The organism is Citrifermentans bremense (assembly GCF_014218275.1).
In the GTDB taxonomy this organism is placed as follows: Bacteria; Desulfobacterota; Desulfuromonadia; order Geobacterales; family Geobacteraceae; genus Geomonas; species Geomonas pelophila.
Window position 1 is genome coordinate 2,214,919 of sequence record NZ_AP023213.1, and the last position, 23,391, is coordinate 2,238,309.

The window sequence follows — 23,391 nt, forward strand, 5'->3', positions numbered from 1 at the left end:
CAAGCTTGGGCATGGAAGAGGCAGGTCCAGGCATCGTCGATTGTACTTGTCTCAAGCGGGTTTAGCAGAACGGACCGGTCGCCCACTTTAGCAGAGTATGTGTACATTAAATCGAGCAAAAAGGCAAGACAAGACGCGGTTTCAGCCAACTTTTAGCTGCACCTGATTGGAGCGGCCCAACCGTCATCTCCCGGTTTTGAGCTTTATGGCCTGAACCACGTACGGGTAGAGTGTGTCCGTGACAATGACATAACCTTGAGGATTGGGATGGATGCCATCCGAAAGGTTGAGGTTCTCCTCTCCAGCGACTTTATCCAGGAAGAACGGGACCAGTATCAGCTTTCGCTCCTTGGCGACCCGCGGATAGATCGCCAAGAACTTGTCGCGATAGGGAGAGCCCATGTTGGTAAGCATCTGCATCCCCGCCAGGACCACGACCACTTTCTTTGACTGCAGCGTCGTCACGATGCGGTCGATGTTCCTGTGGGTCAATTCCGGGTCCTGGCCGCGCAGTCCGTCGTTGGCGCCGGTCTCAAGGATCACTATGTCGGGTTGGAGTTTCAGTATCCAGTCGATCCGGGCGAGTGTGCCGGTGCTTGTCTCGCCGCTGATGCCGGCATTCACCACGCGCCACTTGTACCCTGCCTCGTTGAGTTTACGTTCCAGGCGGGCGGGGTAGGCGTCGGTCTCCGGGACGCCTTGTCCGGCGGTCAGGCTGTCGCCGACCGCGACGATGGTTCCGCTGTAGGCAGGCTTGTCGGTGGCGGTCACGGCAGGCTCCTTCTCCTTCTGGCATGAGATCAGAAGAGTGGCGAATAAGATGGTTAAGGCACTAAACCTCAAGTTGAACATGAAACCTCCGCAAAGCTGCTTTACTCGTCCGACTGCTCCCGCAAAAACGCAACGGGCTTCTGGTAGAGGATGGGGAGCGCTACGGCCAGGCCGACGATCAGCACCAGCATGGTGGTCCCCAACAGCAGCAACAGGCTGTCGCGGAAATAGGGCTGATACGGCATGTCCAGTCCCTTACGGCAGATGATCAGGCTCCCCAACTGAGAAATCAACAGCGCGATAACCCCGCTTACCAGCCCAATAACCAGGTTCTCCGCGGCGAAGACCTTGAGCACGAAACCCCTGCGCGCCCCAAGTATCGTGAAATACACCGCTTCCTGGATCCTGGCGTAGCGCGTGGCGAAGACGGAGCTGATTATGATCAGGACCCCGGCTGCGACGCTGAACGAGGTGAAGAACCTGACGATGCTGGAAAGCCGCTGCATGATCCTGCCGAAGACGGTGACGGTCTCGGTCAGGTCGATGACGCTCACGTTGGGAAAGGCCGCAACCACCCGGTTTTGCAGAGCGCTGATCCCGGCCTTGTCGACCTTGACGGCGGCGAAGAAGGTCTGCGGAGCTTGGGAGAGGACCGAGTCGGGGAAAACGAAGTAGAAAAATGGGGAAAAACCGCTGCTTGTACGGGTGCGCACGCTGGAGACGCGGGCGGTGATCGGAAGCCCCTGTATCCGGAAGCTCACCCGGTCCCCCACCTTCATCTCGTGCATCTTCACCACCGTGTCCAGCACGGAGACCTGCGGCTCGGTCCAGTCCTTGCGGAACAGGGTACTGCCGGACTCGATCCGCTCGTCGGGGAGCAGGTACTCACGGTAGGTGAGGTTCATCTCGCGCGCAAGGTTGTCCCCCCTGGATTTCCGCTCCCGTGTCGGGTCTATGGGTGCGTCGTTCACCGCGGTCACGTTCCCCTTGACGATGGGGTAGAAGGCTGCGCCGGGGCCGACCATGTGCGCGAAGGGGTCGCGCTGGTCAGGCTGGATGTCGATGAAAAAGACGTTGGGGGCGCCGGGAGGGAAGGAGTCGATGAAGGTGGCGTCCAGGTTCTTCTCCACCAGGTTTATGGCGAAGATCACGGCGAAGGCCGCGGAAAGGGTGACCATGATGGAAAGCGAGGCGTTGTGGGGCCGGAAAAGCCCCTTGAGCGCCTGGCGCAAGGCGAGGTTTCGAGGCCGGCTCCGCTTCAGGAAGCGGAGGGTGAGCGCTGCCAGGAGATAGGAAATCAGGATCAGCGACACCAGGGAAAGCATGAAGTAAAGGCCTGTCTTCAGGTCCCGCAGCCGGATGAGCACCATGAAGAGGAAGAACAAAGCGCCCAAGCTGGCGATGATCCAGGTGGAGCTGTTCCAAAGGGTCACCGCTTCCTCCTTCCCGAAGATGGCCCTGGGCTTCACCTCTTTCAGCCGGTACAGGGGGAGGAAGGTGAAGAGAAGCACCACCAAAAGCCCGATCGCCATCCCCTGGACGATCGCCGCTGGCGAGACCTGCAAGGTCACCTGGGCCGGTATCAGACCGCTGAAAAGAACTGGGAGGTAGCGCTGCAGCGCTAAACTGCCGCCGAGCCCGGCCACGGTCCCGACAAAGCCCAGGATCAGGGTGAGCCCCAGGAAATGCCCGATGATGAAGCGGCTTCTCGCGCCCAGCGCCTTCATCACGGCTATGGTCCGCTCCTGCTCTTTCAGGAGCGCAAAAAGCGTGCTCTGGATGCCGAAGCCGGAAAGAAGCAGGGTGAAGATGCCGCTTAGGTTCAGGAAGAAAAGGAGGTTGTCGAAGAAGCGCTTCACGCGCGAGCCCGCGTTCTTGTAAGTCTCGACCCTGACCCGCCCGTCGCTGCCGGCCGCGGCACTAAGCTCTGACGCGACCTTTTCCAGCTTCGGCGGATCCAGTATCTGGACCAGGGTGACGTGCTCGACGCGGCTCCCCTTGCCGATCAAGGCGAGGCGGTCGCGGTCCGCCGCGGCTACGAAGACCCGGGGACCGAGGGCGAAGAAATTCACCGGACGGTCCGGCTCCTGCAGCACGACGTCTTTTATGGTCAGCACCGCGTTCCCTATCCTGAGCGGGTCGCCGATTTGAAGCCTGAGCCGGTCCAGCAGCACCTTTTCCACCACCAGGCTTCCTGGGGTGAGTACCTTTGCGAAGGGACGGCCGGAGGCAAGGCGCACCGCTCCGTAAAAGGGGTACCCCGGTTCCACGACCTTGATGTTGCACAAAAGCGAGGCGTCGGCCGCAGGCTTTTGCACCACGGAATAGAACTCCCAGAAACGCGCGTTCCTGATCTCGCGCCGGTCTGTAAGCAGGGCCACCTCGCGCTCCAGGCCCTGCGGGATGGGGGCGTGGGACTTGATGATGATGTCGGCGGCGTGCAGGGACTGGGCGTCGCGCAGAAGCGAACTCTCCACGCTCTCGCGGAAGCTCCCCAGGGAGACCAGGGTGATCATGGAGAGGGCGACGCAAAGTACGAAGACGGCGCACTGCCTCTTGGCGCCGGCCATCTGGCGCAGCAGGAATTTCGTGTTAACCATGCTCCTGCCCCGTGACGATCCTGCCGTCCCTGAGCGTCACCACGCGATGCGCCCGCTGGGCGATCTCGGGGCTGTGCGTCACCAGGATGAGCGTCGTGCCGCGCTCGCGCTGCAGTTCCAAAAGCAGTTCCAGGATCGCGGCTCCGTTTATGGAATCGAGGTTGCCGGTTGGCTCGTCGGCGAAGATGATGCGCGGGTCGTTGATGAGGGCACGGCAGATGGCGCAGCGCTGCTTCTCGCCACCGGAGAGCTGGTGCGGAAAACTCGCGAGTCTCCCCGAGAGTCCCACCCTTTCCAGGAGGGCCTCCGCCTTGCCGCGGGCCGCCGGATCGCCTTTCAGCTCCGCCGGGAACATCACGTTCTCCAGCGCGTTCAGGGACGGGACCAGGTGGAAGGACTGGAAGACGAACCCGAAGGCGCTGTTTCTCAAGGGGGCGAGGGCGTCTTCGCCCAGGTCGGTTATGTCCTCGCCGGCGATGAGAACCCTTCCCAAGTCCGGGCGGTCCAACCCGGAAAGGATGGTGAGCAGCGTCGACTTGCCGCTGCCGCTTTCCCCCTTCACCACCAGGAACTCGCCGGCCTCGACCGACAGCGACACTGAGTCGAGCACCTTGATCAAGCGGTTTCCGATACGGTAGCTTTTGCTGACGTCTTGGCTTTGCAGGATAGTCATCTGGCCCGGGATCCTTTTTAGCTCTGGAAGGTTTATAGTTAAAAGTTTTTTATTATACTCTCCCGATCATGTGATCGAGGATGGTGCCATGCAAAACTCCAGATGTCGACAGGAAAAAAGGGATCCGGATTTTGCCCGGTGCAGGACCAGCAGCGTCGGCGCTGTCATGCCCGGAAGCGGGATGGAGATGTTCTACTGCGGCATAGATTACGCCGAGTGCAGGTACGCGCTGCCAGTGGGCTATGACTACCTCTGCAAACACAAGAGCAACTACGCCTTCGCCAGGGAAGAAGATCGCTGATCCAGTCCCCGCAAATCCTTTACCAAGCAGGTCTCTATGTTGTTCACAAAATAAGCGGGAGCAGGTCGTATGACCTGCTCCCGCAGGTGGATCTCGTGGCTTGTCCGAACCCTTTTGCCCTTTTTCAACCTTCCTCAAGGCGCTGCTTCGGGTCGGGGTAGGGCTCGAAAAGATTTCTTCCCGCCTCGCAGACCGGGCAGCGCCACTCCTCCAGCAGCTCCTCGAAGGAGGTCGCTGGCGGCACGTCGTTTACCGGGTCCCCTTCATCGGGGTCGTAGATGTGGCGGCACACGGTGCAGATCCATTTTTGCATGTGACGGGCTCCTTACCAGTTCACCGCCTCCGGCTCCCTCTTGATCAGCAGGATGCTGCAGGGCATGTGGCGCACGATGGCATCGTTGTCGCGGCCAAAGACCATGTGCTCCAGGCGCCCTTCCTCGTGGGAGAGCAGCACCATGAGATCTATCCGTTCCTCCTTCACCACCTGCATCACCTCGTCCAGGGGTTTTCCTTCCTTGATGATGAGCTTGATAGGAAGCCCCGCGGTGATCTCCCTGCGGATGATCTGCTCCAACTCCTCCCGGGCCTGGTCCTGCTGGCTCGCGTAGCTCTTGCTCCCCTCCGGGTAAGGGCTCGGGGCGTTGATGGAGGCGCCGCCCATGCTTACCGTGCCGGCCACCCCGGACAAGATGTGCAGCACCGACAACTCAGCCCCGTACTTTCGCGCGATCGAAACGCCCGCCTCGATCGCGTCACGGGAGTACTCACTCATCCTGTTGACCACGAGAACGCGCTTGAAATTTTCCATGGTCTTGCCTCCTGAGTAGCTTCGCCTTTTCGTCCTGCACGGACCGGCCCAGTCACGACCTCTGGTCGTTGCCGCCGTTTCATGTCCTTAATAATTCCCTGCAGGGAAGGCGCTAATGATGGACCACCCCAGTATATACGATTGCTAACTGCAGGCAACTTGGTATAAATGTTTCACATCTTTTGCCCGGCCAGTCAAAACCGTTCCGGAACCGTGCAACATCAACCAGTTACTGGAGGTGAAACATGCGCAGGCTTTTGGAGATCTCGATCATGTTGTGGCTGGCGTCGCTTCTTTGCTCCTGTGCCTCGGTATCGGTGGTAGACACCTGGCGCAACCCTGAACTTCACCCGCAGCGGCTGCAAAAGATACTGGTGGTGAGCATCAGCAGCAAGGAATCTACCCGCCGCGTCTACGAGGACATGCTGGCTAGCGAATTCTCGCGCAAGGGGGTGGAGGCTGTGCCTGGGTACACGGTGATCCCCGGAGCGGCGCTTGCCGACTGGGGGGTGCTGGAGCGTGCGGTGCGGCGGGCCCAGGCCCAGGCCATACTGACTGTGCAGACCGTCAAGGTCGAGAAACAGACCACCGTTCAGTCCGACATGGGCCCCTATCCCGGGTACTGGTACCCGCAGGCGTTTCCGGGGTGGGACTTCCCGGGATACTACCGCTCCATGGCCCTGTACGGCCCCACCTACATCACTACCTACGATGTCGCCACCATGCAGGTGAACCTGTTCGACGCCGGATCCGACAAACTGATCTGGGCCGCCACCTTGGAAAGCACCGACCCCAGCAAGGTCACCACCGTGGGGCAGGATCTCGCCAGTGAGGTGGTGAAGAAACTCACCAAGGAAGGGCTGATCTGAGGAAGAGCCATGGACCTCCTGCGGAAACTTCCCCGCTCTTTCTACGACCGCGAAACGGTCGCCGTGGCCTGTGACCTCCTCGGCGCAAGGCTCGTGCACCAGATAGATGGCGTGGAGCGGGTGGCGCGCATCGTTGAGGTCGAGGCTTACCTTGGCGAGGTGGACCTGGCCGCGCATTCCTCCAAGGGGCGCACCCCCCGCACCGTCATCCTCTTCGGTCCTCCCGGCTTCGCTTACGTCTACCTGATCTACGGCATTTACTGCTGCATGAACATCGTCACCGAGCGCGAGGGAAACGCCTGCGCCGTACTTTTGCGCGCGCTTGAACCGGTTAGAAACGTCGAGGGGCGGACCTGCGGGCCGGGGCTCCTCTGCCGCGCCATGGGGATCGACCGCCGGCAAAACGGCCACGACCTTTTGAGCGACGACTTCTTCGTGGCGGAGCGTCCCGTTGGGGAAACGGTGCAGGTAGTTTCCAGGCCCAGGATCGGGGTAGATTACTCAGGGGTCTGGGCCGGGAAGCTGCTCCGATTCTACATAGCCGGAAATGCCTTTGTCTCAAAGCCGTGACGGGAGGTGCTATGCCAGATGATGTTGAAACATTGCTGTAGCTCTCCTCAATTTTCCTTCCTGCACTTACTGTCAGCGCCTTCCTCAGTGACACCGCCTGCGAATATTCATGTCATTACCTTTTTACCTGAATAGGTAATGAGCAACATCTTTTCTTACCTGGAGGGGACGTTGAACCCTAAGACTTAACGAGAAGAACCAGCTACGAATATGGCTCATTCGCGCCCGCTTTTATGCCACTGCACTCTTTTTTAAATATTGGTGCAAATTAATTTTGCTCCGATATACTCTACTGCATTTCGCGAAAAAGGACGCTGTCATGGAGATGGAGCTAGCCGAGCGGCTTTACCGACTTATGTTCACCAACATGCGTGAAGGTCTCGCCATCCTGAGCGTGGATCCCGAGGATACGGAGGGATCGCCCGTGGTGATCGAGATGAACCCCGCCGCGGTGAAGCTCTGCCGCTGCCGCTCGTTCAACTTCGCCAACTGCAAAACGGCGGACTGTTTCCCCGGCTGGTTCGACGAAGAGCGGCTCCGGGAAACCTGCAAGCGTCTGGCTGCATTTGGCGGCATGGTGGACCTTGGCGAGGTTTCGTCCGGGGCATCCGTTTACCGTGCCCGGATCTTTGGTCTGTCTGAGGAGCACCTGGGTCTCGTCATCGACGACGTCACCAGGTTGAAAAAGGGGGAGGCGGAGCTGGCAAGGGTCACGGGCCTGATGGAACAGCAAAGTGCTGCTGTGGAAAAGCGCGTGGAGGAGAGGACTGCCCGGTTGCAGGAGATCAACGAGGAGCTCGACAGCTTCGCCTACTCGGTTTCGCACGACCTGCGCGCGCCGCTTCGCGCCATGCGGGCGTTCGCCGGGATTTTGCTGGAGGAAGAGCATACCGAGGCCGAGCGGGTGGCGTACCTGAAACGGATCCAGACTGCCTCCGAGGGGATGGAGCGCCTGATCCAGGATCTGCTCGCCTACAGCCGCGTCGGCCGCCAGGAAATCGTGCTGCAGCGCGTGAGTCTCGATCTGGTAGTGGCCGACGCTGCGAAGCAGCTGGAACTCACCAGCGGGGGGAAAAGCTACCGTCTCGAGGTGCGGGAACCTCTTCCAGAGGTTGTCGGGCATCACACGGTGCTGGTCCAGGTGGTCCTGAACATCATGGGAAACTCGATAAAGTTCGTGCCCAAGGGGGTGGTCCCGTCACTGCTCGTGTGGGGCGAGGAACTGGACGGCGAGTGCCGGCTGAATATCGCGGACAACGGCATCGGGATCGCGCCGGAGCACCAGGAACGCATCTTCAAGATCTTCGAGCGGCTGCACGGCATCGAAAGCTACCCCGGCACGGGAATAGGGCTCGCCATCGCGCGCAAGGCGGTGACCCGGCTGGGGGGGCGGATAGGGGTGGAGTCAAGGGAGGAGGAAGGGAGCAGGTTCTGGATCGTTCTCAAGAAAGCCGGCCCTCCGTCATAAGAGGCGGAACCGCCAGGGAGGCAGCATGAGCTATGTGCACCACACCATACTAATGGTGGACAGCGACGAGGATATGGCCCACTTCACCCTGCTCGCCCTGCAGCGGGTCGGCGTCATCACCCCGGTCCAGATAGTCCGCACCGCAGAGGAGGCGATCGACTACCTGAAGGGGGTGGGGCAGTACCAGGACCGTGAGAGTTTCCCGCTGCCGGTGCTGCTGCTCCTCGACCTGCAGCTTCCCTCCATGTCGGGACTGGAGCTCCTGGCCTGGCTGAGGCAGGAGCCGGTCCTGAACCGGGCCCCTGTCATCGTGCTTACCCAGCCCGGCCCCGACAACCAAATCGAGCGCGCCTACGAGCTTGGATGCAATTCCTTTCTGGTCAAGCCCGCCTCCTTCAACACGCTCTTGGTGATGATGCAGGCGCTGGTGCAGTACTGGCTGGGCTTGAACCTACCCCCGCAGCTTACCACGCCCAGATACGCTTCCACGCTGCCAAAAGCGGTAGAGGCCGGGGCGGGGACGCTGGAGCCAACCGCGTGACCAGCGAAAGAGCGAGGCTTACATGGCAGACGCGGTGAGCAGACTCGAACTGCTGCCTTCCACGGGGAGCGAAAGCGGGGAGGCGGCGGAGAACCAGGCCGACAGCGGCAGGAGCGTCAGCAAAACCCACCTTGTCAACCGGCTCAACTACCTCAACTTCCAGGATCAGACCGTCCTGGTGAGCCTCAGGCACGAGGTGTACGACGACGCCATCTCCCTCAGGGCCCGTCCGCTTCCCTGCGCCGGCGAACGGCTGGACCTCGTCTGGGCGGAGATCCCGAGCCTCAAGCAGCTTTTGAAGACCTACCGGTTCGAGTACCTGCTGATCGCCGACGGGCGCAAGTACCTGGTGGTGAACTCCGAACTCCTCTCCATGAACGAAGAAGGGCTCTCCCTTTTGCTCCCCGCCGCCTGCCGCGAGTTCCAGGCGAGGAAGATAAAGAGGCACCCGGCGCGGGAGATTTCGGTGCAGTTGATCCAGCATGGCGTGACCCTGGACTGCCGACTGGTCGACTTCACCCCCGTGTCGGTCAGGGTAACGGGGAGCATCGGAAGCCCCGAGCCGCTCATGTGGGTCAACACGGAGAGCCCGGTGCACCTGCGCCTTCTGCGGGAGGGGGAGGTGATCTACTCCGGGAACTTTGCCATCCATTCGCGGGAGACGACCGGCAAGAGCTGCTCGTTCGTTCTGAGGCAGCTGCAAAGCAACATCCAGAGGTACCGGACCAAGAAGTACCGAAACGCGAGGCAGCAGCTGCTGCCGTCCCCAAATATCGTCTTCGAGCACCCGCTGATCGACAAGCGGGTCAACCTGAAGATGGCCGACATCTCGGGCACCGGGTTTGCCGTCGAGGAAGGGGAGGGGGATAGCGTGCTGATGGCAGGGATGATGCTCCCGGACCTGAAGATCAGCTTCGCCCACGGCTTCAGCCTCAAATGCCTGGCCCAGGTGGTCTCCCGCAACGCGGCCGGCGGGGACGAGGAGGGGAGCGTCCGCTGCGGCCTCGCCATCCTTGACATGGAGATCCACGATCACGTGAGGCTTTTGTCGATCCTGCATCAGGTGGCCAACCGCAAGTCCTACGTTTCCGCGGAGGTGGACCTGGACGAACTGTGGGATTTCTTCTTCGAGACCGGCTTCATCTACCCGGGGAAGTACGCCCACTTCCAGGCGAACAAGGAGAGCATCAAGGAGACCTACGCGAAGCTCTACACGCAGAACCCGCAGATCGCGCGCCATTTCATCTACCTGGACCGCGGCGTCATCCTCGGACATCTGGCCATGGTCCGTTTTTACCCGAACTCCTGGCTCATCCACCACCATGCGGCGAGAAAGTCCGTCTCCATCAAGGCCGGGCTCGCCGTTTTGGACCAGGTGAGCCGCTACCTGAACGAGCTGGAGAGCTTCGCCTTCGCCCACCTGCGCTACGTCTACTGCTACTACCGCCCCGACAACAAGTTCCCGAGCCGTGTCTTCGGCGGCTTCGCCAAAACGCACCAGGACCAGTCGAGCTGCTCGCTCGACCTCTTCGCCTACGCCTTTCACCGGGCAACCGGCGACCACGCGGGGCTCCCTGAGCCGTGGGAGCTGGCCGGCAGCAGCCGGTTCGACGTAGCGGAGCTCGCGCGTTTTTACCGCCATGTCTCCGGCGGCGTCATGATGCAGGCGTTCGGGCTCTACACAGGCGGGGCCGACCCGGAGGAACTGGCCGGGGATTACCGGGCGCTTGGCTTCAGGAAGGAGCTGCACCTTTACTCGCTGCGCAAAAGCGGCAGCCTCAAGGCCTTTTTCCTGGTGAACTGCACCGACGCCGGTTTCAACATGGCTGAGCTCACCAACTGCGTCACCGTCATGGTGCTGGATGAGAAGGTCCCTCCCGACTTCATCAAAAGCTGCCTCGAGGAGATAGGCCGGCACTACGAGGGAGCTGGTATGCCTGTACTTACCTACCCGTTTTCGTACGTGGAGCGGAACGCGCTATCCTACGACAAGGTCTACCTGCTCTGGGTGCTGGACCTGCAGTACAGCGACGACTATCTTGAATACTGCGAGGGGCTGTTCAGAACCGGGAAAAAGGGCGCCTGACCACTGGCCGGAGCTTCGATGCCACCATCACGACTTCGCGACATGCCGCTTTACAACAGCAGGATCATCAACTCCTACATCCTGCTGATAAAGCACAAGTACAGCCACGTGGACATCTCCGAGCTGCTCCAGTACGCGGGGATGAAGGAATACGAGGTTGCAGACCAGGCGCACTGGTTCAGCCAGGACCAGATCGACAGGTTCCACGAGAAGCTGCAGCAGGTGACAGGCAACGAGAGGATCTCCCGGGAGGCCGGGCGCTACGCGGCCTCACCCGACGTGCTTGGGGCGATGAGGCAGTACATCCTGGGGCTTGTGGACGCCTCAAGCACCTTCGACATCATAGCCAAGACCACGGCCAAATTCACCAGGTCCTCCATCTACCAGTCCCGCCCCATCGCTTCCAACCAGGTCGAGATAACCGTAACCCCCCGGGAGCCTGGGCTGGAAAGGGAGTACCAGTGCGAGAACAGGATCGGGTTTTTCGAGGCGATCGTGCTGGTGTTCAACCACAAGATGACCGACCTGCAGTACTTCCCCGAGATCCGCAACCTCCCTACCATCGAACACCCCGAGTGCATGTTCCGGGGGGACCCCGTCTGCCGCTACATCGTCACCTGGGAGAAGACGCTCTTCACCTTCCTGAAAAAGATGAGGAACCTCCTGGCCCTGACGCTTGCGGCCCTCGACCTGGCCCTTTTCACCATGGGGGAGACGGGGCTTTTGACCTGGGTCTTCCCGTCGAGCCTCTGCGCTTTTTTCCTGGTCGCTCTCGCCACGGAGGCCAGCGAGAAAAAGGCGATCAAGGAGAGCCTTTGGAGCACCCGCGACTCCATCGAAAACCTCCTGGACCAGATCAACCTCAACTACAACAACGCCATGCTCACCCACGAGATAGGGCAGAGGCTCGGCAACTACACCCGGATCGAGGAGATGCTCCACGACGTGGCCCAGATCATGAGGAACCGGCTCGAGTACGACCGGGGCATGATACTTCTGGCCGACGGCGGCAGAAAACGCCTGGAGCTGCGCGCGAGCTACTGTTACCGCGAAGAGGAGCTCGCCTGTCTGAACGCGTTCCCGTTCACGCTGGAAAACGGGGACGAGAGCGACCTCTACCTGGAATGCTTCAGGGCGCAGCGCCCGTTTCTGGTGAACGACCTCTCCAGCGAGAGCGTGTCGCTGGGTCACAAAAACCTTGCCTGCGCCCACATGAGCGGCACGCGTGCCTTCATCTGCTGCCCCATCGTCGCCGACGGCGCTTCCCTTGGCGTTCTCTGCGTCGAAAACGTGCACGTGAAAAGACCGCTGGTGGAAAGGGACATCAGCCTGATCATGGGGACCGCATCGGTCATCGGCATCAGCATCCGCAACTGCGAACTGATCGGTGCGCTGGAAACGGCCAACGAGGAGCTGGAGCTGAGGGTCGCGAAGAGAACCGTGGACCTTGAGCGAAGCCGCCAGAAGATGCAGCAGCAGCACGAGGAACTGGTTCGAACCTACTTCGATCTGGAGGAGGAGACCGCGCAGCGTCTGAGCGCGCTGGAGGAGCTCGCGCGCAAGGAGCGGATGCTTTTACAGCAAAATCGCCTGGCGGCGCTCGGGGAGATGATCAGCAACATCGCGCACCAGTGGCGCCAACCCCTGAACGAACTGGGGCTGATCGTGCAGGAGCTTCCCATCATGTACGATCGTGGGGACTTCAACAGGGAGTACCTGGGCGCAAGCGTCGCTAAATTCATGAAGGTCTTGAGCCACACCTCGAAGACCATCGACGACTTCAGGACCTTCTTCAAACCGGACCGGGAGACGGTCCCCTTCAGGGTGGTCGAGGTGGTGGACAAGGCGCTTTGTCTGGTGGCGGAGAGCCTGAAGCAGCTGGAGATAGAGGTCAGCCTCCACTGTGTCGACGACCCGGTGATCCTGGGGCACCCAAACGAATTTTCCCAGGCGATCCTCAACATCCTCTTCAACGCCCGCGACGCCTTCAAGGAGCGCATGACCCGCTACCCCCAGATAGAGATCCGCATCTTCTCAGAAGGCGAAGCGTGCGTAGTCACCATAGCCGACAACGCAGGCGGCATCCCCGAGGAGATCATGGAAAAGATATTCGACCCCTATTTCACCACCCGGGGGCCCGAGCAGGGTACCGGGATCGGACTCTACATGACCAAGATGATCATCGAGAAGAACATCCCGGGAAAGCTCTCGGTACGCAACACTGAAAAGGGGGCGGAATTCAGGATCGAGGTGATCAAAGTTGCTCCGGGCGCGCATTGACAAGGTCACCTCGGCGGTTAGAATAGGTGCGAATTAGCGTTAAGGATTGGTACGCATTAATCAAGTTTTGCCACTGGCCGGGCCGCAATGGATTTTTCGAACGCATGCTCGGCCATGCTTTTGCTGCTGCCTTGATAGGGCCTTTCCCCACGGAGTAAGCGATGGCAGAGTCGTACATACTGCTGGTTGAGGACAACCCCGACGACGCCTTTTTGGCCAGCCGCATCATCAGGAAGATCTGCTCTGACGAGATCCTGGTGGCGAGGGACGGCGAAGAGGCAAGCGAGCTTTTGCAGCGTATGACCGGCGATGGAAGCTATCGCCTGATCAGGCTCGTGCTCCTCGACCTCAAGCTCCCTAAGATAAGCGGGCTCGACCTCCTGCAGGCGATCCGCAAAAGCGACGAGCTCCATAGCCTCTCCGTCGCCGTGCTCACCTCGTCGGACAACGAGATGGACCAGGAGCGCTGCTTCGAGCTGGGGGTCCTTGACTACCTCTACAAACCGATGACCGCCGACAGACTGGAGAGCCTGCTGCGGCGCAGGGAGGATGGCTGAATGCCAAAGGAGTCGCCCCGAACCCGCGAAGAGACCCCCCTGCCGCGCGAGATGGGCGAGATAGCCCTTTTGTACGTGGAAGACGAGGCGGACGCGAGGGTCATGGTGGCGAAGATGCTGGAGATGAACTACCCAAAGCTCACCATCTACCATGCCGAAAACGGCGCCTCTGGGCTCGAGCTTTACCGGCAGCAGCGACCCGATATCGTGATGACCGACATCAACATGCCGGTCATGGACGGCATCAAGATGTCCCGGGAGATCAAGGCCATAAACCCAGAAGTCCACATCATCGCAGTAACTGCCCACAGCGACACCTCCTACCTTTTGAGTGCCATCGAAATCGGCGTGCACCACTACGTGCTCAAACCGCTCAACTACCAGGAACTGTTCGCAGTAATCGACAAGGTGCTGGAGCAGGTCGCCCTCAAGCGCCTGGTGTGGGAGCAGAACCAGCGCATCGTCGAGAGCGAGAAGCAGTTAGCCGGCTCGCAGCGCATCGCCCACCTGGGAAGCTGGGAGTGGCAGGTGGAGTCGGGGGGCATGAAATGGTCCGATGAGCTATACCGCATCTGCGGCCTCGATCCCGGCGCCCTCACTCCCGGCTACCAGCGCTTCCTCGAGCTTTTCGCAGCCGAAGACCGCCCCGTCATCGAGGAGCTGATGCATGACGCCTTGAAGAAAGAGGCTGTCGAGGACCACCGTTTCTGCCGCGTATTCCGCCCCGACGGCTCCAGGAGGATCGTCCGGGTGGAAGCGGACCTGCTGCCGGAGGACCAGGGGCAGAAGGAGACCGTGATCGGCACCTGCCACGATGTGACCGAGCTCAAGGAGGCGGAGGAACAGGTGCGGCTTTTGACCGAGGACCTGGAGCGGCGGGTCACCCAGCGGACCTCGCTTTTGCAGGCGACGGTCAGCGAACTGGAGAGTTTCAGCTACTTCGTCTCCCATGACCTGCGGGCGCCGGTGGCGCGGCTTGAGGGGTACTGCAGGGCGCTTCTCGAGGATTGCGGCTCGCGGGGCCATGGCAGCTGCCGCCAGTACGCCGAGCGTGCCGAGCACGTGGCGCAGCAGATAAAGCAGATCATCGAGGCCTTCAACAGCCTGACCCACTACGCGCGCTGCGCCCTTTCCATCGGCGAAACCGACCTGAGCGCGGTAGTAGCGGAGGCGGCCTGGGAACTGGAACAGGGTGAGCCGCAGCGCCGCGTCGAGGTGCAGGTCGAGCCCGGCATCAGGGTGAGGGGGGACGCCAAGCTTTTGCGGACCGCGCTGCGGGAACTCTTGAAAAACGCCTGGAAGTTCACCTCCAAGGCGGAGTTCGGACGCATCGAGTTCGGCAAGCGCGAGCAGGAAGGGGTCGCCGTCTACTTCGTGAGGGACAACGGGGCCGGTTTCAACATGAAGTACGCCGACAAGCTCTTCAAACCATTCCAAACAGTCCATACGCCGGGCGAATTCGATCGCAACGGCCCCGGCATCGGTCTCGCCAAGGTGCACAGCATCATCCTGCGTCACGGCGGCCGAATCTGGGCTGAAGGGGAGGTGGGGCGCGGGGCGATCTTCAGCTTCACCCTGGAACCCAACCCCGAGACGGGAAGCTATCTGACCCAGGGGCTCCGCTCCCAGGAACAGAGGGGGTAGCATGGCCTGCGAACAGTCCGGATCCAAGGTGCAGGCTGAAGAGATGGATGAGGTGCGGGCGTACCTTGCGGCCATCGTCGATTCCTCCGACGACGCCATCGTCAGCAAGAGCCCGGACGGGATCGTTACCAGCTGGAACCGGGGGGCCGAGAGGCTCTACGGCTACGGCGCCGCCGAGGCCATCGGGCGCCACATCTCCTTCCTGGTGCCTGAGGAGCGCCATGAGGAGCTGCGGCAGATCACCGGGAAGATCCTGCAGGGGGAGCGGATCAAGAACCTGGACACCGTCCGTCGCCACAAGGACGGCCGTGAAATCCCGGTATCGCTCACCCTCTCACCCATCCACTGCGAGGCTGGCGAAATCATAGGCGTTTCCATCATCGCCCGCGACAACACCGAGCGGCTTAGGATGGTGCGGCTTCTGCGCGAGAGCGAAATGCGTTACCGGGTCCTGGTGGAGATGGCCCCCGACGCCGTCTTCGTGCACCAGGACGGGCGTTTCGTCTACGCCAACTGCGCCGCCCTCGGCATCTGCGGCGTGCAGAGCAGGGAGGAGCTTCAAAGGCACACCTTGTTCGACCTGCTGCATCCCGAGGACCGGGAAAAGCTGCGACGGCACATAGAGCAGCTGAAATCGGACCAGGGGATCACCCACCATGAATACCGGATGCGCTGCCTGCACGGCGAGGAGCTTGTGCTGGAAGCCTCCTCCAGCCTCATCGATTACCAGGGAGTCCCCTCCATACAGGTCATCGCCCGCGACGTGACGCTCAGGAAACAGCAGGAATTAGAGCGGGAGCAGATGATCAAGGAACTGGCGTTCCAGCAGAGCCGCTTCGAGGTCATGGTTCGGCAGCTGCCGGTGGGGGTTGTCATCGCCGAGGCTCCTTCGGGAAAGACCCTGTACCAAAACGAGCGCTCCAGGCAGATTTTCGGCCACGACACAGAGGGGGCTTCCGGCTTGGAACAGTACCGGCAATGGGAGATGTTCAGTGTCGATGGACCCCCCCTTGCCGCCGATGATTGCCCCGTTGTCCTCTCCCTGCTGCAAGGGGAGGTCATCTCCGGCAACGAGTACAAGATCCGGCGGGGCGACGGCTCTTACGGCTACATCTGCGTCAATTCGACTCCGATTCGGGACGCGTCGGGGGAAATCGTTGCGGCTGTGGCGGCCTTCAGCGACATCACCGAAAGCAGGCTTGCGGCCCAGGCCCTTTTTGAGAGCGAGGAGCGCCTGAAGCTTGCGCTCGACGCCGCAGGGATGGGTTCCTGCGACATCGAGGTAAAGACAGGCACCGGCATCTGCTCCCGGCACTATTTCGCGCTCTTGGGGTACCCGGAGCCGGAGGCCGAATCGGCCCAGGCCTCAACGCGGATGTGGCTCGACCTGGTGCACCCGGACGATCTGGAGGAGGTGCAGCGACAGCTGGAACAGGCCCGCCGCGAGCACGCCCTGTTTCGCTCGGAGCACCGCATCGTCAAGGCCGGCAACGGCGAGACCATCTGGGTGAACGTCATGGGGCGCTTCATCTGCGAACAGTCGGAGCCCGGCTGCCGCTTCATCGGCGTAATCTTCGACGTCAGCGAAAGAAAGGCCGACGAGCAGGCGCTTTTGCGCAACGTCCGGCGCTTCCGCCGCATGGCGGACTCGATGCCGCAGATATTCTGGACCGCACAGTCCGACGGCAGCGTGGACTACATCAACGCCTATTTCGAGGAGTACGCAGGAGTCGATCCCAGCGGGGTAGAAAGAGGGAATGTCACCGCTGAAAGCCTCCTTTCCGACCTGGTTCATCCCGAGGACAGTTCAGGGCTCGGCCTCGCCTGGCTCCGTTCCATCGAAAGCGGCGAACCGTTCCAGTACGAGAGCCGGGTCCGCCGCAAAGACGGAACCTACCGCTGGCACTTAAGCCGTGCCCGCGCCGAACTGGACGAGCAGGGGAGGGTGGTGAAGTGGTACGGGACCGCGACGGATATAGACGAGCTGCGGGAGACGCAGGAGAAGCTTGCGGCGAGCGAGACCAGGTTCCGCTGGCTCTACGAATCGAACCTGATAGCGATCTTCTACTGGAACCGGGACGGTTCCATCACCGACGCCAACCAGGCCTACTGCGACCTGGCCGGGTACACCCCCGAGGAGTGCAAGGGGGGAGGGCTCAACTGGCTGGACGTGACGGCGCCGGAGTACCTGGAAAGGGACCTGGCCGCCGTCGCTGAGAGCCAGACCCACGGCATCTGCAAGTCCTACGAGAAACTGTTCATAAACCGCGCTACCGGCGAGAAGGTCCCGGTACTGACCGCCATCGCCATATCGGCCGGCTCCGAAGAGGGGATCGGCTTCGCCGTCGACCTTACCGAGCTGAAACGCGCGGAGCAGGCGCTGAAACAAAGCGAATCCACCCTTAAGCTCGCCGTAGAGACCACCGGGCTCGGCATCTTCGACCTCGACCTTGCAACCGGCAAGGGGGAATGGTCCCCCATCGCCAAGAGGCATTACGGGCTTCCCGCCGAGGCTAAGGTCGACCTCTCCACCGTGATCGAAGGGGTGCACCCCGAGGACCGGGAGAAGATAGAGCGGATCGCGAGGGACGCGGCGAGCCCCGGCGGCGCCGGCATTTACAGTGCCGAATACCGGACCGTTAGTCCTGACGACGGCATGGTCCGCTGGATCAGCATGCGCGGCCGTGTCTTTTACGACGAGGAGGGGACCCCGCAGCGTCTCGTCGGCGCCTGTCTAAACGTGACCGACGTTGTCAAGGCCCAGGAGACGCTCAAGGAGGAGATGAGCGAGAGGCTGCGGGCGGTGGAGGAACTAAGGCGCCAGGAGCAGCTGCTGATCCGGCAGGGAAGGCTCGCCGCGATGGGAGAGATGATAGCCAACATAGCCCACCAGTGGCGCCAGCCCCTGAACACGCTGGGGCTCATCATCCAGGAGCTCCCGACCTACCTGCAGCGGAACCTTCTGACCGCGGAGTACCTGGAGGGAAGCGTTGTCCGCGCGATGCAGGTGATCAACTACATGTCGCAGACCATCGACGGCTTCCGCAACTTCTTCGGCCCCGACAGGGAGCGGCAGACCTTCCTGGCCAGCGAGGTGCTGGAGCAGACGGTCTCCATACTCGATGCAGCCTTCGCCGAACTGCACCTCGAGCTCCAGGTGTCCGTCGACCGCGAGGCGGTGGTGCACGGGATCCCCAACGAGTATTCGCAGGTGATCCTCAACATCCTGATGAACGCAAAGGATGCGCTCCTGGAGCGCAAGGTCGAGCACCCGAAAGTCGAGGTCAGGCTCTTCAGGGAGGGGGGGAAGGCGGTGGTGACCATCACGGACAACGCAGGCGGGATACCCCCAGAGATCATGGACAAGGTGTTCGACCCGTACTTCACCACCAAGGGACCGGACAAAGGGACCGGCATCGGCCTGTTCATGTCCAAGACCATCATCGAGAAGAACATGAAAGGGTCGCTCACGGTGACGAACCAGCCTGAAGGGGCCCAATTCCGCATCGAGGTCTGACCATGGAACCATTGAACCGGCCGTTGAAGGACATAGCGCTCCTGCTGGTTGAGGACGAAATCGAGGCGCGGGACATGCTGGCCCGGATGCTCGGGCTCAACTACCAGGGGGTGAGGATATACACCGCCGACGATGGGGTGAGCGGCCTGGAGACCTACCGCCAGTTCCGGCCCGAGATCGTGGTCACCGACATCAACATGCCGCAGATGAACGGCATCGCCATGGCGCGCGAGATCAAGGCGCTAGACCCGGAGGCGACCATCGTCGCCGTGACCGCCCACAGCGAGACCAATTACCTTTTGAGCTCCATAGAGAAAGGGATGGACCACTACGTGCTGAAGCCGGTGAACTACCCGGAGCTTTTCCACGTGCTGGACCGCATCGCCGACAAGATCGTGCTGAAGCGCCTGGTCTCGGAGCAGGTGGAGCGGATCAGGCGCCGCGAGCAGCAGCTCTCCCAGGCCGAGAGAATCACCCACCTGGGAAGCTGGGAGTTGAACCTTGAGACCGGCGAGTCGGTCTGGTCGGATGAGCTATACCGCATCCTGGGTCTCGAGCCCGAGAGCGTCCCGGCTACCTTCGATGCGCTTTTGCAGATGCTGCACCCGGCCGACCGGGAGACCCTGGAAAAGGCGGTACGGCAGCTGCGCGAGACCGGCAGCGCGCCGGGTACCCAGTACTACCGCCTTTTGCGCCCCGACGGGGAGACGAGGATCGTGCGCGGCCAGCTCGAGGCGGTAAGGGACGGCGAGAGCGGCCGTCAGACCGTCATCGGCGCCTGTCACGACGTCACCGAGCTGAAATGGGCCGAGGCCGCCCTGCGAGCCTCGGAGCGGCGCTTTTCCAAGATATTCCAGGCGACCCCGGACCTCCTGAGCATCACGAGCCTCAAGGACGGGATCATCCTGGAGGTGAACGAGGCGTTTCTTCGGGCCCTTGGATACGAGCGCCAGGAAGTCGTCGGCACCTACGCGGGGGAACTCGGGCTCTGGGCGGACTCGGACCAGCCGGGAGCCCTCTTGCAGCAGCTAGAAGAGCGGGGGGAGGTGCGCGACATCGAGGTGCGGCTCAAGGGGAGAAACGGCCGGGAGCTCGAGGGGCTCGTGTCGGCGGAGCTGATCGAGATCAACGGGAGCCCCTACCTGCTCACGCTCTTCAAGGACATAAGCGAGAGAAAGAGGCTCGAGGAGGACCGGGCCAGGCTTGCCGCCATCGTCGAATCCTCCGACGACGCCATCATGGCGGTGGACCGCGAGGGGGCGATCACCAGCTGGAACGCCGGGGCCGAGAAGATGTTCGGCTATTCGGCCCAGGACATGAAGGGGGTGCACCTCTCCTTCCTGGTCTCCCCGGACCAAAAGGAGCAGGTCCTCTGCCTGAACGACGGCATCCGCAGCGACGGCGCGGTCACCCACTGCGAGGTGGTGCACGTCACCCGGGGTGGGAGGCAGATCTACGTCTCCCTCACCATGTCCCCCATAAAAAGCGCCGACGGCAGCATCGTCGGCACCTCCTGCATCGCGCGCGACGTCACCGAACGGACCCGCATGGAGGAGATCATCAAGCACCAGGCCCAGCACGACACCCTGACCGATCTTCCCAACCGCAAGCTCTTCGGGGACTTCCTGAACCTAGAGCTCGCGCAGGCGCGCCGCAACAGGAAGAGCCTTGCCGTGCTCTTCATGGATCTGGACCGCTTCAAGCAGGTCAACGACAACTTCGGGCATCAGGCCGGGGACGACCTGCTGAAGGCGGTGGCGCAAAGGCTCAAGCGCTGCGTCCGCGAGTCCGACACGGTAGCGCGCATAAGCGGCGACGAGTTCAACGTCCTGATGCCGGACCTGACCCAGACCGACGACGTCGGCATCGTGGTCGGAAAGATCATGGGGGTGTTCCAGACCCCGTTCGTCCTCGAAGGGGCCGAGCTGAAGGTGACCACCAGCGTCGGCGTGAGCATGTTCCCCGACGACGGCGACTCGGCGCAGGAGCTTCTGCAAAAGGCCGACGGGGCGATGTACGTCGCCAAGCAGACCGAAGGTAACAGCTACCAGTTCTACAACAGCGAGATCAACGCGCGCACCGTGACGCGTCAGAACATGGAGCGCCGCCTGCGCGAGGCGGTGCTCAAAAACGAGCTGGAGCTGGTCTACCAGCCGCTTTTGAGTCTAGAGTCCGGCCTGATAGTAGGGGCCGAGGCCCTCTTGCGCTGGCGCCACCCTGAGCAGGGGCTCCTCTTGCCTTCGCAGTTTCTCCCCATTGCCGAGGAGACAGGAGTCATCGTCCCCATAGGGGAATGGGTCATCTTCAACGCCTGCAGGCAGATGCGCCTGTGGCAGCGACAGGGGTTCGACCTGAGCGTTGCGGTAAACCTCTCCCACCGTGAGTTCAATCAGCCCAACTTCATCGACCTGGCCCTGCGGGCCCTCTCCCAAAGCGGCCTGGACCCCGCCTCCCTGGAGCTCGACGTGCCCGAGAAGGCCATCATGGACAACCCCGCCTTCTCGCTTCGCAACATGCGCCGGCTCACCGACATCGGCGTCGCCTTCTCGGTGGACGACTTCGGCGTCGGCGCCTCTTCCCTTTCGCGGATCAAGGAACTTCCCATCGCCAAGGTCAAGATCGACCGCAGCTTCATCAGGGACATCCTGACCGAGCCCAACGACCTCGACGTGGTCTCGGCGGTCATCTGCATGTCGCACAGCCTCAAGATGCGGGTCAACGCGGTAGGTGTCGAGTCGCACGAGCAGCTTGAGCTTGTGGAAAGCTTCGGCTGCGACGAGGTCCAGGGCGACCTGATCAGTGCGCCGCTTCCCCCGCACGAGTTCGAGCGCCTCTTGATCGATGGAGGGGTTCATGCCGAATTCTGAGCCGCTTTGCCTCGTCATCATCCCCTACGACAGGAAAAAGGACGCCGCCGGCAAGGTGGTCGACTACGAAACGGTGTACCGCCGGTTGATCGTGCCGGCCGTGGAGGGGGCCGGCCTCGTGCCGCTGCGCGCCGACGAGCAAAGGAGCGGGTGCCTCAACTTCAGTCAACCGCTGGAGCGGTTGAGGTACTGCGACTGCGCTTTGGCCGACATCTCCACCGGAGACCCCAGGGTCTTCTACCAGCTCGGGATCAGGCTGGCGGTGCATCCGGTTCCGGCGCTCCTAGTCTATGCGGCGGGTTGCGCCCATCTGCCGCTGGAGGCGGAGGATCTTCCCGCCTTCCCTTACCGCGTGTCGCCGCACGGCCAGCCGATGCACGAGGCGAAGTACCGCGCGCTTTTGACGCAAAGGCTTTTGGAGCTGATGGATGGGGCGGGGGAAAGCGCGGTGTACCGGGGGGTGCGGGGGGAAGGCGAGGAGGGGAGGGCGCAGCGGGAGAGGATAGCGGGGCGGGAGCTTCACGCGACCGTCTTCGCCAACCTGCTGAAAAAAGGAAGGACTGGGGGGATCGCGGCCTTGCGCGAACTGCAGTCGGAACTTGGCGACCTGGTCGAGGTCGACCCAGCCGATCTCGTCGAACTCCTTCTGAGCTACCGCGCGGTGAACGGCTGGGGCGAGATGGTGGAACTGGTGCGGCAGATGCCCCCGTCCCTTGCGGGAAGCGTCCTGGTGCAGCAGCAACTGGGACTGGCACTCAACTGGTCGGGCGAACGGGAGCAGGCGGAGCAGGTGCTCAGGCAGCTGATCGCACGACGCGGACCGAGCGGCGACAGCTACGGCATCCTGGGGCGGATACTGAAGGACGGGTGGGAAAAAGCGCTGGAAAAAGGCGACATGGAGCTTGCCAGGGAACTGCTGCAGAAATCGGCCTCGGCCTACCTGAAGGGGTTCGAGGCGGACTGGCGCAGCACCTACCCAGGCGTCAACGCGGTGCTCCTCATGGAGCTTAAGGATCCGGCGGACCCGCGCCGCCGCGAGATCCTCCCCGTGGTGCACTACGCGGTGGAGCAGCGCATCCGCTCGGGGGCAGCCGACTACTGGGATTACGCCACGCTCTTGGAGCTGGCCGCTTTATCCTGCTACGAGGCGAAGGGAAGGGATGCGCTGGGGCGCAGCCTCGCCATGGTGCGCGAGGCGTGGGAGCCGGAGACGACAGCGCGCGACCTTCGGCTGATCCGGGAGGCGCGCCAGCGTCGCGGGGCGGAGTGTCCGGCCTGGGCCGACTACGCCGAGGCAGAGCTGCAGAAGGCGGCCGAGCGGGGCACGGCGCGCCCCTGAACGGTTAGAGCTTGCCGAACGCCCGCAGGAACTGCGGCAGCAGCAACGGCGCGTCGGATTTGATGGCGCCGCCCAAAAAATCCATGATGCCGGGGCGGTAACCGTCGTACCAGATCTTGCTGAACATCTCTGCGCTGGTCCGGCAGGAGCAGCCCGCTTCCCCGGCGACGCCCTCCACCTCGCAGCTTTCGGCAGATATTGCCACCGTGATGGAAGATTCTCCCACGTTAAAGCGGAATACAGTTCTGTCGGTGAAGACCCCTTTGCAGAACAAAGCCCCCATCTCTTCGGTAATAGCTTCCACGAGTTTCTGATCTTCATGCATGACTCTCAACTCCCTTATCTAAATATCAGTATCAGCGACAGTTCCTGTGTCAGCACTTCGGCCTCGCCGAAGGGTGGCAAAGAGACGGGGTGACTGTCAGCAGACTTTTTTGAGTTACGCCGGTTGTACAACGACGACCGCGGGATAATATTGGTGATTACCGCCGAAGTCAAAC

The 23,391-nt window shown here is 61.9% G+C and carries 18 protein-coding genes; 12 read left to right on the forward strand and 6 right to left on the reverse strand.

The genetic code is table 11. The features are described from left to right. Positions 1 to 183: 183 nt before the first annotated feature. From GEOBRER4_RS09795 to GEOBRER4_RS09805, 3 genes are read right to left on the reverse strand one after another with little or no spacing between them, the layout of a single operon-like run. On the reverse strand, positions 184 to 852 hold the full coding sequence (locus GEOBRER4_RS09795; protein ID WP_185245244.1) for an arylesterase: 669 nt from the start codon (positions 850 to 852) through the stop codon (positions 184 to 186). 20 nt (positions 853 to 872) lie between these two features. Continuing rightward, positions 873 to 3,371, reverse strand: coding sequence for an ABC transporter permease (locus tag GEOBRER4_RS09800; RefSeq protein WP_185245245.1), 2,499 nt, complete (start codon positions 3,369 to 3,371; stop codon positions 873 to 875). After that, entirely contained in the window at positions 3,364 to 4,044 is a 681-nt protein-coding gene (locus tag GEOBRER4_RS09805; protein WP_185245246.1) for an ABC transporter ATP-binding protein, read from the reverse strand. Before GEOBRER4_RS09805 ends, GEOBRER4_RS09800 begins: the two co-directional genes overlap by 8 nt. Before the next feature lie 88 nt (positions 4,045 to 4,132). On the opposite strand from GEOBRER4_RS09805, the gene GEOBRER4_RS09810 reads away from it, so the two are divergent. Beyond that, entirely contained in the window at positions 4,133 to 4,345 is a 213-nt protein-coding gene (locus tag GEOBRER4_RS09810; protein ID WP_085812771.1) for a hypothetical protein, read from the forward strand. A gap of 124 nt (positions 4,346 to 4,469) precedes the next feature. Here the strand turns inward: GEOBRER4_RS09810 and GEOBRER4_RS09815 are convergent, their stop codons facing one another. Continuing rightward, positions 4,470 to 4,658, reverse strand: a complete 189-nt coding sequence (locus tag GEOBRER4_RS09815) for a rubredoxin (protein ID WP_085812770.1) — start codon at positions 4,656 to 4,658, stop codon at positions 4,470 to 4,472. Positions 4,659 to 4,670: 12 nt separating this feature from the next. Continuing rightward, positions 4,671 to 5,153, reverse strand: a complete 483-nt coding sequence (locus GEOBRER4_RS09820) for a universal stress protein (RefSeq protein ID WP_185245247.1) — start codon at positions 5,151 to 5,153, stop codon at positions 4,671 to 4,673. 245 nt (positions 5,154 to 5,398) lie between these two features. Between GEOBRER4_RS09820 and GEOBRER4_RS09825 the strand changes: the two genes are divergently transcribed. The 11 genes from GEOBRER4_RS09825 (at position 5,399) to GEOBRER4_RS09875 (ending at position 22,891) form a co-directional block, all read left to right on the forward strand. Further along, positions 5,399 to 6,022 carry a DUF4136 domain-containing protein gene (locus GEOBRER4_RS09825; protein ID WP_185245248.1) on the forward strand — a complete coding sequence of 208 codons (624 nt, stop codon included), beginning with the start codon at positions 5,399 to 5,401 and terminating at the stop codon, positions 6,020 to 6,022. A 9-nt stretch (positions 6,023 to 6,031) separates the two neighbouring features. Beyond that, positions 6,032 to 6,592 carry a DNA-3-methyladenine glycosylase gene (locus GEOBRER4_RS09830; protein WP_197971406.1) on the forward strand — a complete coding sequence of 187 codons (561 nt, stop codon included), beginning with the start codon at positions 6,032 to 6,034 and terminating at the stop codon, positions 6,590 to 6,592. A gap of 319 nt (positions 6,593 to 6,911) precedes the next feature. Beyond that, the gene (locus GEOBRER4_RS09835) at positions 6,912 to 8,060 is read left to right on the forward strand and encodes a sensor histidine kinase (RefSeq protein WP_185245249.1); all 1,149 of its coding nucleotides are present in this window, start codon (positions 6,912 to 6,914) and stop codon (positions 8,058 to 8,060) included. A gap of 25 nt (positions 8,061 to 8,085) precedes the next feature. Further along, the gene (locus tag GEOBRER4_RS09840; protein ID WP_185245250.1) at positions 8,086 to 8,601 is read left to right on the forward strand and encodes a response regulator; all 516 of its coding nucleotides are present in this window, start codon (positions 8,086 to 8,088) and stop codon (positions 8,599 to 8,601) included. A 22-nt stretch (positions 8,602 to 8,623) separates the two neighbouring features. Next, positions 8,624 to 10,687, forward strand: a complete 2,064-nt coding sequence (locus tag GEOBRER4_RS09845) for a pilus assembly protein PilZ (protein ID WP_185245251.1) — start codon at positions 8,624 to 8,626, stop codon at positions 10,685 to 10,687. Between the two features lie 18 nt (positions 10,688 to 10,705). Further along, positions 10,706 to 12,967 (forward strand): ATP-binding protein, encoded by a 2,262-nt coding sequence (locus GEOBRER4_RS09850; RefSeq protein WP_185245252.1) that lies wholly within the window; start codon positions 10,706 to 10,708, stop codon positions 12,965 to 12,967. A 161-nt stretch (positions 12,968 to 13,128) separates the two neighbouring features. Continuing rightward, positions 13,129 to 13,524: a response regulator gene (locus GEOBRER4_RS09855; protein WP_185245253.1), complete on the forward strand. Its 396-nt coding sequence runs from the start codon at positions 13,129 to 13,131 to the stop codon at positions 13,522 to 13,524. Beyond that, on the forward strand, positions 13,525 to 15,168 hold the full coding sequence (locus GEOBRER4_RS09860; protein ID WP_185245254.1) for a sensor histidine kinase: 1,644 nt from the start codon (positions 13,525 to 13,527) through the stop codon (positions 15,166 to 15,168). 1 nt (position 15,169) lies between these two features. Then, positions 15,170 to 18,685, forward strand: a complete 3,516-nt coding sequence (locus GEOBRER4_RS09865; protein ID WP_185242144.1) for a PAS domain-containing sensor histidine kinase — start codon at positions 15,170 to 15,172, stop codon at positions 18,683 to 18,685. Between the two features lie 2 nt (positions 18,686 to 18,687). Next, a complete protein-coding gene (locus GEOBRER4_RS09870; protein WP_185242145.1) occupies positions 18,688 to 21,552 on the forward strand; it encodes an EAL domain-containing protein in 2,865 nt (954 codons plus the stop codon). Further along, the gene (locus GEOBRER4_RS09875) at positions 21,539 to 22,891 is read left to right on the forward strand and encodes a TRAFs-binding domain-containing protein (RefSeq protein WP_185242146.1); all 1,353 of its coding nucleotides are present in this window, start codon (positions 21,539 to 21,541) and stop codon (positions 22,889 to 22,891) included. The genes GEOBRER4_RS09870 and GEOBRER4_RS09875 overlap by 14 nt, the downstream gene beginning before the upstream one ends. Before the next feature lie 4 nt (positions 22,892 to 22,895). On the opposite strand, the gene GEOBRER4_RS09880 is transcribed toward GEOBRER4_RS09875, so the two are convergent. After that, positions 22,896 to 23,216, reverse strand: a complete 321-nt coding sequence (locus tag GEOBRER4_RS09880) for a hypothetical protein (protein WP_185242147.1) — start codon at positions 23,214 to 23,216, stop codon at positions 22,896 to 22,898. Positions 23,217 to 23,391 lie beyond the last annotated feature (175 nt).